12 protein-coding genes are annotated in these 16,004 nt (G+C 44.4%); 5 read left to right on the forward strand and 7 right to left on the reverse strand.

What is annotated here, in order from left to right; translation table 11 throughout:
* Positions 1-13: 13 nt before the first annotated feature.
* From edd to zwf, 3 genes are read right to left on the reverse strand one after another with little or no spacing between them, the layout of a single operon-like run.
* Positions 14-1,840 (reverse strand): phosphogluconate dehydratase, encoded by a 1,827-nt coding sequence (gene edd / locus sps_RS05525; protein WP_077751617.1) that lies wholly within the window; start codon positions 1,838-1,840, stop codon positions 14-16.
* Positions 1,841-1,849: 9 nt separating this feature from the next.
* Positions 1,850-2,548 (reverse strand): 6-phosphogluconolactonase, encoded by a 699-nt coding sequence (gene pgl / locus sps_RS05530; RefSeq protein WP_077751618.1) that lies wholly within the window; start codon positions 2,546-2,548, stop codon positions 1,850-1,852.
* Positions 2,549-2,560: 12 nt separating this feature from the next.
* Complete coding sequence (gene zwf / locus sps_RS05535) at positions 2,561-4,033, reverse strand: glucose-6-phosphate dehydrogenase (protein WP_077751619.1); 1,473 nt, start codon at positions 4,031-4,033, stop codon at positions 2,561-2,563.
* 309 nt (positions 4,034-4,342) lie between these two features.
* On the opposite strand from zwf, the gene sps_RS05540 reads away from it, so the two are divergent.
* On the forward strand, positions 4,343-5,197 hold the full coding sequence (locus tag sps_RS05540) for a MurR/RpiR family transcriptional regulator (protein WP_077751620.1): 855 nt from the start codon (positions 4,343-4,345) through the stop codon (positions 5,195-5,197).
* 184 nt (positions 5,198-5,381) lie between these two features.
* Entirely contained in the window at positions 5,382-6,821 is a 1,440-nt protein-coding gene (gene pyk / locus sps_RS05545; protein WP_077751621.1) for a pyruvate kinase, read from the forward strand.
* Positions 6,822-6,970: 149 nt separating this feature from the next.
* Here the strand turns inward: pyk and sps_RS05550 are convergent, their stop codons facing one another.
* Together sps_RS05550 and psrA are read right to left on the reverse strand one after the other, a co-directional pair.
* The gene (locus sps_RS05550; protein WP_077751622.1) at positions 6,971-9,247 is read right to left on the reverse strand and encodes an acyl-CoA dehydrogenase; all 2,277 of its coding nucleotides are present in this window, start codon (positions 9,245-9,247) and stop codon (positions 6,971-6,973) included.
* 31 nt (positions 9,248-9,278) lie between these two features.
* Positions 9,279-9,917, reverse strand: coding sequence for a TetR family transcriptional repressor PsrA (psrA, locus tag sps_RS05555; RefSeq protein ID WP_077751623.1), 639 nt, complete (start codon positions 9,915-9,917; stop codon positions 9,279-9,281).
* A gap of 196 nt (positions 9,918-10,113) precedes the next feature.
* Here psrA and sps_RS05560 point away from each other — a divergent pair, with 196 nt between their 5' ends.
* From sps_RS05560 to sps_RS05570, 3 genes are all read left to right on the forward strand, one after another.
* Positions 10,114-11,952 (forward strand): M2 family metallopeptidase, encoded by a 1,839-nt coding sequence (locus sps_RS05560; RefSeq protein WP_077751624.1) that lies wholly within the window; start codon positions 10,114-10,116, stop codon positions 11,950-11,952.
* Between the two features lie 198 nt (positions 11,953-12,150).
* Entirely contained in the window at positions 12,151-12,726 is a 576-nt protein-coding gene (locus sps_RS05565) for a YybH family protein (protein ID WP_077751625.1), read from the forward strand.
* Positions 12,710-13,192 carry a YchJ family protein gene (locus tag sps_RS05570; RefSeq protein WP_077751626.1) on the forward strand — a complete coding sequence of 161 codons (483 nt, stop codon included), beginning with the start codon at positions 12,710-12,712 and terminating at the stop codon, positions 13,190-13,192. Before sps_RS05565 ends, sps_RS05570 begins: the two co-directional genes overlap by 17 nt.
* Positions 13,193-13,233: 41 nt before the next feature.
* On the opposite strand, the gene sps_RS05575 is transcribed toward sps_RS05570, so the two are convergent.
* Both sps_RS05575 and sps_RS05580 read right to left on the reverse strand, forming a co-directional pair.
* Positions 13,234-15,402 carry a sensor domain-containing phosphodiesterase gene (locus sps_RS05575; RefSeq protein WP_077751627.1) on the reverse strand — a complete coding sequence of 723 codons (2,169 nt, stop codon included), beginning with the start codon at positions 15,400-15,402 and terminating at the stop codon, positions 13,234-13,236.
* A gap of 147 nt (positions 15,403-15,549) precedes the next feature.
* Positions 15,550-15,837 (reverse strand): DUF406 family protein, encoded by a 288-nt coding sequence (locus sps_RS05580; protein WP_077751628.1) that lies wholly within the window; start codon positions 15,835-15,837, stop codon positions 15,550-15,552.
* Between the last annotated feature and the right edge of the window lie 167 nt (positions 15,838-16,004).

Here is a 16,004-nt window from a genome sequence, read left to right on the forward strand (position 1 = left end):
CGTTACTCTTCCTTTAATAGATTTCGTCGATAGCACTGGTGCAGCGTGCACCCGTTTCAGGACTACTTAAATTTGATCTTAATGCACCGAATAACTCTCGGCCCATACCGTAATTGGTATCGCGAAGCTCCACTTTCTCCGCAACGCGCGCCTCGAGTTCGGCGTCGCTGACTAATAAGGTTAGATCGCCGGTCAGTGCATCGACACGGATCATGTCGCCGGATTGTACCTTGGAAATCAAGCCACCATCGAGGGCTTCTGGCGTTAGATGAATGGCTGCAGGAACTTTACCCGACGCGCCTGACATACGACCATCTGTCAGTAATGCAACCTTAAAACCACGATCTTGCAATGTGCCTAAGATCGGAGTGAGCTTATGTAGCTCAGGCATACCAACAGCTTTAGGACCCTGCCCCTTAACGACAACGACACAATCTTTATCGAGATCGCCAGATTTAAAGATGGCTTCAAGTTTATTCTGATCATCGATAACAACAGCTGGAGCCTCGACGACTCTATGTTGCTCAGACACAGCAGACACCTTGATGACAGCTCGGCCCAAATTGCCTTTTAGCAGTTTCAAACCACCGTTGGCCTGGAAAGGATTAGCGACCGACGTCAGTACCTCTGAATCCAGACTGGTCGCTTGACCGTCTACCCACTTAATTTCCCCATCGATTAATCTAGGCTCTTGGGTATAACGACGAAGGCCTTGGCCAGCAACGGTATTCACATTTTCATGGAGCATTCCGGCATCGAGTAGCTCTTTAATTAAGAAAGCCATACCGCCAGCGGCGTGGAAATGGTTGATGTCCGCATGACCATTTGGATATACACGAGCAACCAGTGGCACAGCGTCTGATAACTCAGAGAAATCATCCCAGTTAATGATAACGCCAGCAGCACGAGCAGCGGCAACAATGTGCATGGTGAGATTAGTCGAACCGCCTGTCGCCAGTAACGCGACGATACCGTTCACAATGGATTTTTCGTTTACTATCTCACCGATAGGCGAATATTGGGTACCCATCTCAGTTAAGCGACATGCTTGCTTTGCGGCAGTCTTACTTAATGCTTCTCTTAAGGGGTCATCTGGATTGACAAACGAGGAACCTGGCAGTTGCAGTCCCATGACTTCTAGCATCAATTGATTACTGTTTGCGGTGCCATAAAAAGTACAAGTTCCAGCACTGTGATAAGAAGCTGATTCAGCTTCAAGCAGCGCCGTTCTATCGATGAGCCCTTGAGCAAACTTCTGACGAATACGGGCCTTCTCTTTATTGGGGATCCCCGACTTCATCGGACCGGCAGGCACGAATAACATAGGTAGGTGACCGAAGCTAAGTGCCCCGATCAATAAGCCAGGCACTATTTTGTCACATATACCCAGTAACAAGGCGCCGTCGAACATGTTATGAGAAAGACCAATTGCCGTGGACATAGCAATCACTTCGCGGCTAAGAAGACTGAGCTCCATGCCTGGCTGACCTTGAGTCACACCATCGCACATGGCTGGCACGCCAGCAGCGACCTGAGCCACGCTACCGATTTCGGCACAAGCCTGCTTCAATAAGTCCGGATAAGTTTCGTAAGGCTGGTGAGCCGAGAGCATATCGTTGAATGACGTAACTATGCCTATATTAGCCTTAGTTAAGCCTTTAATAGATTGCTTATCATCTGGATTACAAGCTGCAAATCCATGGGCCAAGTTGCCACAGCTCAAAGAACTGCGATGAACACCATTTTGTTTTGCTTCATCGAGTGCCGCCAGGTATTTAGCCCGTGACACTTTACTGCGTTCGATAATTCTATCGGTTACAGATTGTACAACTGCGTGCATAATAGCTCCTTAAGCGCTCCAGTAAACGTCAACTGGTGTCTTATGTTGTGCCAATACGGCTCTGATCGGCATATTTTTAGCGTCTTCGTTTTCAAGCGCTTGACGGTAAACAGCTAATTTCTGCTCACCAACGATATGTAAATATATTTGACGACTGGCCAAGATTGCCGTTTTTGACAATGACAATCTTGGGTTCAGTGCAGAACCAGGATTGACCGCCACGCATAATGCTTCTGTCGATAGTGCTTCTTCTATCTCTTTAGAACATGGGAACCAAGAACAAGTATGACCATCGTTACCCATGCCCAAAACGACAACATCAAATGGGCTCGGGAAATTAGCCAGTTGCTCTATGGTCATCGCACATCCTTCTTCCGGAGAAGAGAACATGTTTTTTAGGCCGCGAAATTTGGCGGTATGTGCCTTATTCTGTAGCAAATGAGTCCGCACCAACTTTTCGTTAGACGCATCAGAATCATTGTCGACCCAACGCTCGTCAGCCAGAGTGATGTATACTTCACTCCATTCAACATTCTTATGACTGAGCAGTTGGAAAAGTTTTACCGGGGTCGAGCCACCAGACACAATCAGACTCGCTTTTCCACGGCTATCTACCGCTTCCTGAAGTTGCTTAGCAATACGATCGGCAAGCTGGTTTTCTAATGATGTCTTATCATCAAATGATTTGAACACACTTTCTTTAATCATAACTAGATCCTCTTACTCGTCCCAAGAACGGCCGTCTTTTGCTATTAGAGCAACGGATGCCACAGGGCCCCAACTGCCGGCAGGATAGGGTTTTGGCTTCTCATTGCTTTCTTCCCAAGCCTGAATAATTCCGTCAACCCAAGTCCAAGCCTGTTCGACTTCATCACGACGCACAAATAGCGCTTGATTACCCAACATAGCCTCGAGTAACAGACGCTCATAGGCATCGGCGATACGTTCGTTTTTAAAGGTATCCGAGAAGCTTAAATCGAGTTTAGTCGTCTGTAGTCGTTGCTTTTGTTCAAGGCCTGGTACCTTGTTCATCATCTGAATTTCGACACCTTCATGGGGCTGGAGTCGAATAGTCAATTTATTTGGCGGTAAGTTCCTATAGCTTGAGCGGTATAGGTTATGGGGCGGATTCTTGAAAGAAACGACAATTTCAGAACTTTTGGCAGGCATACGCTTACCACTACGAAGATAAAATGGCACCCCGGCCCAACGCCAATTGTCGATATCAATTCTTAAGGCAACGAAAGTCTCAGCATTAGATTGAGTATTAGCGCCCTCCTCTTCGAGGTATCCGGGAACCGGTGAACCTTGCAAGAATCCCGATGAGTATTGACCACGAACCGTATTCTCATAGATATTGTCAGAATTGATAGGACGAAGGGATTTGAGCACTTTGACCTTTTCATCACGAATGCTGTCAGCATCTAAGTCAACCGGAGGGTCCATAGCAACCAGTGTCAGTACCTGCAACAGATGATTCTGGATCATGTCTCGCATCTGACCCGCCTTATCGAAGTAACCCCAACGACCTTCGATACCTACCTCTTCGGCAACGGTGATCTGTACATGATCTATGGTGCGGTTATCCCATTTTGAGGCAAACAATGAATTGGCAAAACGAAGTGCGATAAGATTCTGAACAGTTTCTTTACCTAGATAGTGATCGATACGGTAAATTTGATTTTCATTGAAGAAGGCAGAAACATGGTCGTTAATAACTTTAGAAGATTCGAGATCGTAGCCGATGGGTTTTTCTAAAACCACACGAGAATCGGGATAAATCAAATTTTGTTCATGAAGACAGCGACAGATATCACCAAAAATAGCCGGTGGCGTCGCGAAATAGCTAACCATCACCCGCTTTTCGGGCTCTAGTATATCATGGAAAGGTTTGTAACCTTCTGACTCCGTAAAATTAGTACCTACATAATGGCAGCGTTGTAAGAAACGTTCGACAGTCTCTTCACAGAGTTCCTCTTTCACGAAGGTCTTGAGAGCCTTATCGACTAACGCTTTAAATTCTTCTTGAGTAAAACCATCTTTAGCGACACCAAGTACCTTAGTATCGATATTTAGCAGTCCCGCTTTGTCTAACTGATATAAAGAGGGAAGTAATTTACGCCGCGCTAAATCACCTTTAGTACCAAACAATACAAAATCACAAGCTTTGGCTTCTGGTGTTGTTATGCCCATAGCTTCTCAATCTCCTCATGTCACTGTGTTCAATCGAATCGATTTGAAATTCACGTATTTGTTGTAATATAACAACAGAATTTGTTAATTGCATCTTAATTTTGCAAAATACCCCCTATTAGTTAACTAGGCATACTGCCCTATGATCTGGTATGCTTTTCGTGATTAAATGACTATATACAGTAGAAACTTTTAATCTAATCCAAGTTATAATCCGTCATACGGGTCAAGCTTTTCATTTATAGAAGCTTGCTAAAATGACAGAAAAGAAATAATAAAATTACATATTTTTCGAGTGGACGTACGCATATGAATACCCTAGAAAAGGTTCAAAAAAGCCTCACCCATTTTAGTAAATCAGAGCGCAAGGTTGCAGAGGTCATTTTGGCTTCTCCACAAACGGCGATCCACTCAAGTATCGCGACGCTGGCTAAGATGGCCGATGTCAGTGAACCTACAGTTAACCGCTTCTGTCGTCGCTTAGACACCAAGGGCTTCCCGGACTTTAAACTCCACCTAGCTCAAAGCTTAGCTAATGGTACCCCCTATGTCAGCCGTCATGTGGAAGAAGATGACACTCCTGATTCCTATACTACAAAAATATTCGAATCATCAATGGCTTCTCTCGATACGGCCAGGCAGAGCATAGATACCTGCGCTATCAATAAGGCCGTCGATATTCTGACTCAGGCTAAGAAGATCTCTTTCTTTGGCCTTGGTGCATCAGCCTCCGTTGCCCATGACGCACAGAATAAATTCTTTCGCTTTAACGTGCCCGTCATCTGTTTCGATGACGTTTTGATGCAACGTATGAGCTGTATCAATAGTGGAGAAGGTGACGTGATTGTGCTTATTTCCCATACAGGCAGAACTAAGTCTATGATTGATATCGCTAGGCTCGCCCGTGAAAATGGCGCTGCAGTCATAGGCATAACGGCTCGTCACTCTCCCCTATCTAGCGAATGTACGCTCCCACTTACCATGGAAGTCCCAGAAGATACTGATATGTACCTGCCGATGGCATCTCGCTTGGCACAATTAGTGGTCATTGACGTATTAGCAACAGGCTTTACTTTACGCCGCGGACCTAGGTTCAGAGAGAGTTTAAAGCGAGTGAAAGAGGTGTTGAAAGAGTCTAGAATAGACAAAGATTCTATAATGTAACTGACTTTCTTTGCCTTCCTAGGCAGTACAACTTTCTTTGTACTGCCGTTTCCCCCTAATTTTCAGTTTCTCTTCACAAATTTATTATATTGTTTTAGATCATTTTGTTTGTAATTTTCCTACATAATCTCAAAACCTCTGTTAATATGGTGTCAGACATTTTTAAAAATTAACGGAGTATCTCATGTTCCGCAGAACCAAAATTGTAACCACTTTGGGTCCCGCTACCGACCGCGATGACAACTTACGCCGCATCATAAAAGCTGGCGCTAATGTTGTTCGACTAAACTTCTCCCACGGCTCACCTGAAGATCACATCAAACGTGCTAAAGATACACGTAGAATAGCCGCCGAACTCGGTGTTCATGTGGCCGTGCTGGGTGATCTTCAAGGTCCAAAAATTCGTGTTTCTACCTTTAAAGACAACAAAAAGGTCCAGTTAGACTTAGGTCAAAGCTTTATCTTAGATGCTGATCTTCCCAAGGGTGAAGGCAATGAGAAGCACGTTGGTATCGACTATAAAGAATTGCCAAACGATGTCAGCATCGGCGATATCCTTATGTTGGACGATGGTCGTGTACAATTGAAAGTCGAAAGTGTTGAAGGTAATAAGGTACACACTAGTGTCACTGTTGCCGGGCCGTTATCAAATAACAAGGGCATCAATAAGCAAGGTGGTGGTCTATCTGCTGCCGCGCTAACTGAGAAAGATAAACGCGACATAGTTACTGCTGCCGAAATTCAAGTTGATTATCTTGCGGTTTCTTTCCCCCGTACAGGTGCAGATCTTGATTATGCACGTGAACTTGCCCTAAAAGCTGGCAGCAAGGCACTTATCGTGTCTAAAGTTGAACGCGCTGAAGCGGTTGCAACCGACGAAGCAATGGATGATGTGATCAGAGCATCCGATATTGTCATGGTTGCCCGTGGTGATTTAGGTGTTGAGATTGGCGATCCTGCGCTTGTTGCGGTACAGAAGCGACTCATCAGTCGAGCACGTCAGCTTAACAAAAGTGTGATCACGGCGACTCAAATGATGGAGTCTATGATCACCAGCCCAATGCCTACTCGTGCAGAGGTCATGGATGTGGCAAACGCTGTGCTCGATGGTACTGATGCAGTGATGTTATCGGCAGAAACTGCGGCAGGTGACTTCCCAGAAGAAACAGTCAAGGCAATGTCTGAAGTCTGTCTTGGTGCAGAATCCCATCCAAGTGTTCAAGTCTCTAAACATAGACTCGATGAAAGTTTCGATTCAGTTGAAGAAACTATCGCGCTATCGACCATGTATGCGGCAAACCACCTCAAAGGTATCAAGGCCATTGTCGCGTTAACTGAGTCTGGTGCGACTCCTCAGTTGATGTCTCGTATCAGCTCAGCTTTACCTATTTTTGCTTTATCACGCCATGAAGTGACATTAGCCAAGATGGCCGTTTATCGTGGTGTACAGGCAGTACATTTTGATTCTACTGATGTCAAAGCCGAAGACGTTGCTCGTAAAGCGTTAGAAAGTCTAGCATCGGCTGGTTACCTAAAAACTGGTGACATGGTCCTTATGACTAAGGGTGATTCGATGGAAACAATTGGCGGAACCAATACTTGTAAGGTGTTGATCGTCGCTTAATGCCAAATCGTTAGTCAAAAGGGCACGCTTTCGCGTGCTTTTTTGTAGGCTACTCCCCTGCTGGTCAGTGCCTGGAACTGCCGCTGTAAACACAATAAAAAAGGACGCATAAGCGTCCTTTTCATTTTTAAAGCGATAACAAGATGACGTTACAGAGAACTAAAATCATCGACATTGATTGCTGCCAGTCTTAACTTATCTGCTGCAAGCACTGACTCTAATTCAGCCCCATCGATAACTTGTGTCTCATGAGCAAGATTAAACAATGGTAGGTTACTCATCTTCTTGGGTAAGGTTCCACTACGTTGGGCCGCTTTTATCTTCTTATGGATCTGCTTACAGTTAAACTGTGCGATAAAGGCACGTTCAACGTCGGCGATACCGCTAGTATCGCCCTCGAATTCAGGGCATAAGAAGGTAATACGGTCACGTGCAGGCCCTGGCTTTGACATGCCTTTAACGAGATCGATGGCCATCTTGTCAGTCGCACCATTAAAATGGTTACCCAGAGGAAAGATTAGCCCCCTCATCACCCAAGCAACAGGACGGTTAGGGAAGTTACGTAGCGTTTCTTCCAACGCCTTGGCCGCTTTTTGTAATCGTGTCGCCATCACATAGCGCACCGCAGGTAGATCATCTTGCTGACGACCATTATCTTCAAACAATTTTAGAGTCGCTGAGCCTAAATATAGCTCACTGAGCACATCACCCATTCTTGCCGATAACATCTCTTTTCGCTTAAGATCTCCACCCATGATCAACATAGAAACATCAGTCATAAATGCCAACGCCGATGACAGCCTCGACATGTCTTTATAATACTGCTGAGTCTCACCGCTCACTGGAGTCTGATTAAAACGGCTCGCGGTTAACGCACAGAACAGCGCACTGAATGCATTACGAGTAGCGTAGCCAATATGACCAAGCAGCAGTGAATCGAAGCGTTCCAATGCAGCTTCTTTGTCTTCCATGACCGCCGTTTCCATCTCAGCAAGCACATATGGATGACAACGCGTCGCCCCTTGACCAAATATCATCAGACTACGGGTGAGAATATTCGCCCCTTCAACCGTAATTGAGATAGGATTCGCCATATAAGGATGACCCAGATAGTTTTTCGGTCCGAGTTGAATCCCCTTACCCGATTGAATATCCATGGCATCGTTAAGCACATCACGGCTCATCTCAGTCATATGATATTTTGCAATAGCCGTGACTACCGATGGCTTCACTTTCAGATCAATACCCGTTGTCGTCAGACGCCTTGCCGCTTCTAACTGGTAAGTATTGGCAATAATTCGGGCGAGCGCTTCTTGTACACCTTCAAAGTTACCAATAGAAAGGCCAAACTGATGCCTGACATAGCTATATGCCGTCGTGGTTTTCGTCGCCGTGTGACCAGAGGCCGTCGCGAGTGCAGGCAATGATATCCCCCGGCCTGCAGATAAACATTCCACCAACATGCGCCAGCCACGGCCAGCATATTGTGGCCCACCGATGATCCAATCTAAAGGAATGAAAACATCTTCCCCTTGAGTAGTCCCATTCATGAATGCCATGTTAAGCGGGTTATGTCTCTGCCCAATCTTCACACCGGCGTGATCTGTTGGGATCAAGGCGCAGGTGATCCCTAAGGCCTCTTTATCACCTAACAAGCCGTCAGGATCTCGCATCTGAAAGGCAAGCCCCAGTACCGTCGCGACTGGCGCTAAGGTGATGTAACGTTTATCCCAGTTGAGTTTAAGACCCAAAACCTCTTCACCTTCAAAGTCTTGGCGACAGACTATACCTTCGTCAGGAATAGCACCTGCGTCGGATCCAGCTTCGGGTCCCGTCAGAGCAAAACACGGCACAGCCTCACCACTGGCAAGTTTAGGTAACCAATGCTCTCTTTGTTCCTGTGTACCGTAATGGGTAAGCAGTTCGCCTGGGCCTAAAGAATTTGGCACCATAACGGTAACGGCAGCACTGACACTGCGACTGGCAAGCTTACTGACGATGGTCGAATTAGCATACGCAGAAAAAGCCTTACCGCCATACTGTGTAGGAATAATCAGGGCGAAGAAACCTTCATCCTTAAAGTATTGCCAAAGTTCTGGTGGAAGATCCTTGCGGTTTTGCACTATGTCGTAATCATCGATCATGGTCAGCGCGGTCATCACCTGATTGTCGAGGAAAGCTTGCTCTTCTGCTGTGAGTTTAGGCTTGCCATAGCTATGTAAGGTTTCCCAATTGGGTTTACCTCTGAAAAGCTCACCTTCCCACCAGACATCGCCAGCCTCCATCGCTTCCTTCTCTGTATCAGATAACGGAGGGAGGACCTTCTTAAAAAATGAAAAAACAGGACGCGTAATAAACTGCATCCTGATATTTTTGACACCGAAGAGCACAATAATGATCAAGAGTGCAAGTATAAACAGAGTCATGATGCTACCTTTTGTTTAATTAAGTCTTAGGTTAAGCCGTTACTGGAACCGCTACGCCAGCTGAAAGATAAGGGATAACTTTACGTATGACAGCTTCAATATCATTGTGTTCACCGAAATCAGCCGCCGCGATTTCAGTCAACGCATCCGCCGAAGCCATGGTGAAAACGACGGTGCCTAAGGTAAAGTGTAAACGCCAAAACATTTCAGCGGGAGGAATATGTGGCGCACTATCGGCTACCGCTTTTACAAATTGAGTCAGATGGTCACCGTAATGTGTGGTGATAAACCACCTGAGGTGCCCCTGACTCTCTATATAGCCTCTGCCGAGTAACTGTAAGAAGGTACGAGTGCCCTCGGATCTTAGTTGATTTAAATCTAACAAAGGTTTGACTAAGGTTGAAAAAATATCATTAAGCGATGCCTCCTTGTCTGTACTCTGTAGAGAGGCAATTTCAGACGAAGCTGCAGGCATAAAAACATCGAGATATCGAGCTAAGACCGCCCGTATCAATTCTTTTTTAGAACCAAAATGATAATTCACTGAAGCAAGATTAACTTCAGCCTTACTGGTGATCAGACGTAAGGAGGTTTCAGAAAAGCCTCGCTCTGCAAATAACTTTTCTGCAGCATCCAGTATTCTTGTTTTTGTATCGGATCGATTTGCCATTCCGTGACCTTTAACTCTATTTTAAACACTCGTTTAAATTAAACATTGGTTCACATTTTGTCAAACAAAATTATTAGTCAATTGTAGGCTACAGATAGATTTACACTCCATTCCTCTTCTTTTCCTTTCTTCCACTTTTAAATCGTTGGCTTTTGGTTAAAATAGCCAACACAAAAACAACAAAGGAACTGAATTAATGTCACTTTTCAAGCCGAAGCTTTCACGTCTTTCGCTACTTATCGCGCTTTCAATAGGACTATCTGCCTGTAATGCCTCGAATAATGACGAAAACGACTCAGTATTATCTAAAACAGAAGAGGCTGAACAATTCCTAACTCAGTCTGAGCAGACATTGAGTGAGCTGTCAGTCGAAATAAATCGTGCCGAATGGATCTACAGCAACTTTATTACCGACGATACAGCGGCCCTGTCAGCATCAGCAAGTGAGAAACTTACCGCAACATCGGTCAGACTCGCCACCCAAGCTGCACAATATACTGATTTAAAACTAGATGATGCCAGTCAACGCAAACTCAATATCTTACGTAGTTCTTTGGTACTCCCCGCCCCACTCGATCCGGATAAAAATGCTGAACTTGCAGGGATAAGTTCACAGCTCAATGGCTTATATGGTAAGGGAAAATATTGCTTCGATGACGGCCACTGCTTAACTCAACCTGAGTTGTCCGCAATCATGGCAGAATCCAGCGACCCCAAATTATTGCTAGAAGTATGGCAAGGTTGGCGTGAGATAGCCAAACCTATGCGTCCTCTGTTCCAGCGCGAAGTTGAATTGGCCAATGAAGGCGCAAATGACCTTGGCTACGCCGATTTGTCAGTATTGTGGCGCAGTCAATATGACATGAAGCCTGATGAGTTCTCAAATGAATTAGACAGACTATGGGGTCAAGTTAAGCCCCTCTATGATTCATTACACTGTTATGTTCGTGGCGAGCTCAATGAAGAGTATGGCGATGAAATTGTACCGTCAAATGGACCAATTCCGGCTCACTTACTTGGAAACATGTGGGCGCAAAGTTGGGGCAATATCTATGATAAAGTCTCGCCACAAGATGCAGATCCTGGCTATGAAGTCACTCAATTACTTGCCGAGCATGACTATGATGAAGTCAAAATGGTTAAGCAGGCTGAAAACTTCTTTAGCTCACTCGGTTTCGATGAGCTACCAGACTCTTTCTGGACTCGTTCGTTATTCGTGCAACCTAAAGATCGTGATGTTGTGTGTCATGCATCGGCTTGGGATCTGGATAACCTCGATGATATACGGATCAAGATGTGCATTCAGAAAACGGCAGAAGATTTTACCGTTATCCATCATGAGCTAGGCCACAACTATTACCAGCGAGCATACAAAGAGCAGCCTTTCATCTTTAAAAATAGTGCAAATGATGGCTTCCACGAAGCGATTGGTGACACCATTGCCTTATCTATCACCCCGAGTTATCTCAAACAGATAGGCTTACTCGATGAAATCCCCGATGCCTCGAAAGATATCGGCCTGTTACTCAAGCAAGCCTTGGATAAAGTCGCCTTTATGCCCTTTGGCTTGATGATAGATCAATGGCGCTGGAAAGTGTTCAGTGGTGAAATCACACCGGCTAAATATAACCAAGCCTGGTGGGATCTCAGAGAGAAATACCAGGGAGTCAAGGCACCCATCGAGAGAAGTGAAGATGACTTCGACCCAGGCGCTAAATACCATGTACCCGGTAATGTCCCTTATACGCGTTATTTCCTGGCTCACATTTTACAGTTCCAATTCCACAAATCCCTGTGTGAGACTGCTGGTGATACGGGGCCCGTACATAGATGTAGCATCTATGGCAATAAAGCTGCAGGCAGTAAACTCAATACTATGTTGGAGATGGGGCTAAGCCGTCCATGGCCCGAAGCGCTGAACGTTGTAACCGGTAGTCAGGAGATGGATGCCAGTGCCGTACTCGATTACTTTGCCCCGTTACAAGTTTGGTTAAATGAGCAGAACGCTCAGGCTAATCGCCAATGTGGTTGGTGATGTGTGTAAGGCACGCTGAATCATTGAGATTAATGTCATAAACGATGAAGGGCGCTTTATTAAAGTGCCCTTTTCTACTTAAACTCAGGCTCTATCCCAACAATTCCCCAACCGACACACTTTGTTAAGAACTAAAACTTTAGATAATCAATGTCATCTATTATAGTGACATCAGTAATAGTGGATTTGAAATATTTAATGTCATTAATAAAAGTTCTCTTAGTGAGCCTATTCTCTTTTCTGTACTCGATACAGCCGGCGATGGCAGAGTCGGAAGATAATAAAGCAATTAATCAGTTATATACCCAATTTGCGCTGGCATTTAACCAACTAGATGCAGCCATAGTTGAGAATATTTATGCTGAAGATGCCTGCTATGTCCCTGAAAATCAAAGTAAGGGTATCACTATGGGTCGTGAGAACATCATCGCGGTTTATAAGAAGTTTTTTGGTAAAATTAAACACAAAGAAGCACGCATCGAAGTCGATTTCAGAGTCGTAGAACGTCAAATGGAGAGTCATAACGCAACAGACGTAGGCTACTACCTGATCCGTTTTCATCCTTCGGAAGATGCCGAAGAACCTATCAGTGAATTTGCCGGCAAGTTTGTCAATGTATCTAAAAAGAATGCCGATGGAAAATGGTATCTAACCGTTGATACCAACAACCGTTCAGAGACACCATTTTACTATAATGCAAAACCCTCTCCAGACCTGTATTATGGCCGTCACTTTTCACCACTCACTGCCGAGAACTATGCCGAACAACCTTAAAATCGTTTGTCCTTGTGGTCATAAAGTCCAAGATCCCCCCCTTTTATACCAAGCTTGCTGCGAACGATTTCATTCAAATGCCCTGAAAGCAAACAGTCCTGAACAGCTAATGCGAAGCCGCTACGCTGCATTCGTACTACACTTGTATGACTATTTAATCGCGACACATCATCCCGAATTTTTACAAGGCCTTACGGCTAATACATTAGCTCAAAGCCCGGAAACCCACTGGTTATCTCTGGAAGTCATGTCCTCATCAAGCACTGATTTGGATGGAAAAGTTGAATTCCAAGCTTGGTATAAAGATGACTCTGGAATAAACGCGATCCACGAAATCTCAGATTTCCAGTGTATCGGCGGGCAGTGGCTTTATACTCAGGGAGAGCAATTCGATGCTATCTTCCCTAAACGCAATCAAACTTGTCTTTGTGGAAGTGGTAAGAAATTCAAACAGTGTTGCTTATGATGATGTTTAAAGCACAAGATGCAAATAGATGAATTGTCTTTTTAATGGATCAGCGCTGGGTTGGATTTAAATAAAAACTGGCTAAACTCAGACTCCCTCAGCGCGGGACTGTAAAGAAAACCTTGAGCCTGATGACATAGATGTTCCGATAAGAAAGCTTCTTGCTCCTTAGTCTCTACCCCCTCAGCAGTTAACGATATATTAAGCGCCGAGGCCATCGCTATGATGGCACTCACAATCTCACGACTCTCTCGACTTACCGTTAAATCTGAAATAAACGAACGGTCAATTTTAAGTTTACTGATAGGAAACTGTTTCAGATAACGCATCGAACTGTAGCCGGTACCAAAGTCATCGATCGCCAAGCCTACACCGAGTTCAGAAAGTTCAGTGCATAGCTTAGTTGCATAATTGATATCTTCCATCAATTCTGTTTCTGTGATCTCTAAAATCAGGGAACCAGGTTGAAGCCGATAACGAGACACCAAGCTCCATACCAGCTCAAAGAGGTTACCACTAAAAAATTGACGAGCCGACACATTAACATGCATAGAAATATCAATTTGATGATGTTGCCACAGATTGAGTTGCCTGCACGCGGCTTCCAACACCCAAGAGCCAATTGCATTAATCAGGCCCGTTTGCTCAGCAATATCGATAAAAGCACCGGGATACAGCACCCCTTTCTTAGGGTGGTGCCAGCGTATCAATGCTTCTGCACCTATATACGTTTTGCTCTTGAGGTCTTTAAGAGGCTGATAGTAGAGTTCAAACTCCCTCCCCCGCAATGCAGTTTGCAGATCGCGCTCTATCTGCGAGTCTTCTTTGAAGGTATTGAGTAAAGCATTATTAAATACTTGGATCTTATCACTTTGCTTTTTCTTTGCGTATTGTAGTGCGATATCGGCACAGGCTAAGGGAACGAAGTTGTCTTCGACAGACTCTATATCGACAATGGCCAGAGCCGGTTTAGGTTGGATCTGTTCGCGGCCTATGATAACTGGCAGAGTCAGTTGGCAGTATAACCTGGCGGTAATGTAGTCCATGTCCACTTGATTTTGCAATGGAAGAATAATCGCAAATTCATCACTACCCACCCTAGCAAGTTGATCTGTTTTATTAACCGTGGCGAAATGCTTTAAACGTCTGGCCACTTCAATCAGTAACGCATCACCACTTTTGTGACCGTAAGTATCATTGAAACGTTTAAAACCACAGAGGTCGATAAGGATCAATTGACCAGATTGACAGCTCTCTAACTCTTTATTGAAATAACTGCGATTATAGAGTCCAGTCAAACCACAACGCCAAGCTAATCGTTCTAATTTAGACTGGTACTGCTTTTCTTCTGAAATATCATCGGCTTTAACCAGTGCGTAATGATTACCTCGTTCGGTAATAAACTGTTTAACTGAATACCTAAGCCAATATTGTTTTCCATCAGCACGAACAACTTGGCTCTCTCCTTTGGCCACAGAGCCCATTAACACCTTTTCTAAGACAAGATTAGCCTGTTCAGGATGTTGTTGAATAAAGTCGAGTCGTTTGAATGACTGGCCAATGATTTGATGTTTAGGGATACCGGAGACAAACTCATGGGCTAGGTTTACATATTCGATCAAATCCGTCTTCAAGTTGATCAACATACTCACCTGCTCAGATTCTTCATCGGCGCTTAACAGTAAGGTGAGTCGCTCATCTTTCTCATAAGCGTTATGCGTTGCCAGCGTTAGCGCGAGTTGATCGGCGACATGAGTCGCAATATGAATCTCACTATCGGACCAGGAACCCACATATGTTCTTTCTAAGTATAAGACACCTTCGAGATGACCATTAATTCTTATGGCCACATCCAGGGAAGACATGATTCCTTTCGGCTTAAAATAGACATCCGCGATCTCTTTTATTCTAGGATCTTCATCTACTTCGCTTATATCAATCAAACATTTGTTTCTGAGTTCAACAATATAATCAGGACAATCTGTGGGGGCGGGACGTGAATACACTATAGGCAGCAAGGGACCATAATCAGCGGCCGGGCTGATTTGATTGTCTTTACAAGAGAGCATACAGACACCGACATAAGTCACAGCGAGTTGCTGACACAATAACTCAGTCGCCAATTCAGCCGTTTTCTGAAAGTCACCTTCCTGTTTCTCTTTAGAGTTAACGATGCACTCTAATAGATCTTGATACGCACGCTTCTTCACGAATTCCCTAAACAGTAAGCAAAGCTGCTCACTCAAAGTTTCATATAATGATGATTAATGTATTCAAAGTTATTGAAACGATTATTAGTATTATTATTTTAATTTAGCCTACACATAATATTACCTTTGAGCAACAAGGACATAATGCTAAATCGTATTTTCTAATTGAAAAATCATTTTTTCTGCACTGAAGGCGAAATTAATTGTCAAGCAAATCCCTGAGTCGATACTCGTTGACTCAACGACGACATCATCGAACCTAGCTTGAACTTTCTGTCGCAATAAGGCTGACTCATCCAAGGCTTGTGGCCCGTTGAAGTTGACGATCAGTTGCCTATCATGTTCATCGATCACGGAGCCAATATCGGCATAACTACCACAATCATTACACGTATCGTTGACTAAAACGGATTGGGCATTCTGAATATTTTTCATGGCATATCTGTCTCGTAAATAAACTTATTTATCCATTATACGCCTATGTTATATAAGCAATGTCAGATACCTCAAATTTCAGCAATAAAAACGAATAAAATGAGGGGACTCATGAGACTCTAAAAACAAGAACAACATCCAGATGTCACCTGACTGAAACCTAAGAT

Source organism: Shewanella psychrophila, from assembly GCF_002005305.1.
Classification (GTDB): domain Bacteria; phylum Pseudomonadota; class Gammaproteobacteria; order Enterobacterales; family Shewanellaceae; genus Shewanella; species Shewanella psychrophila.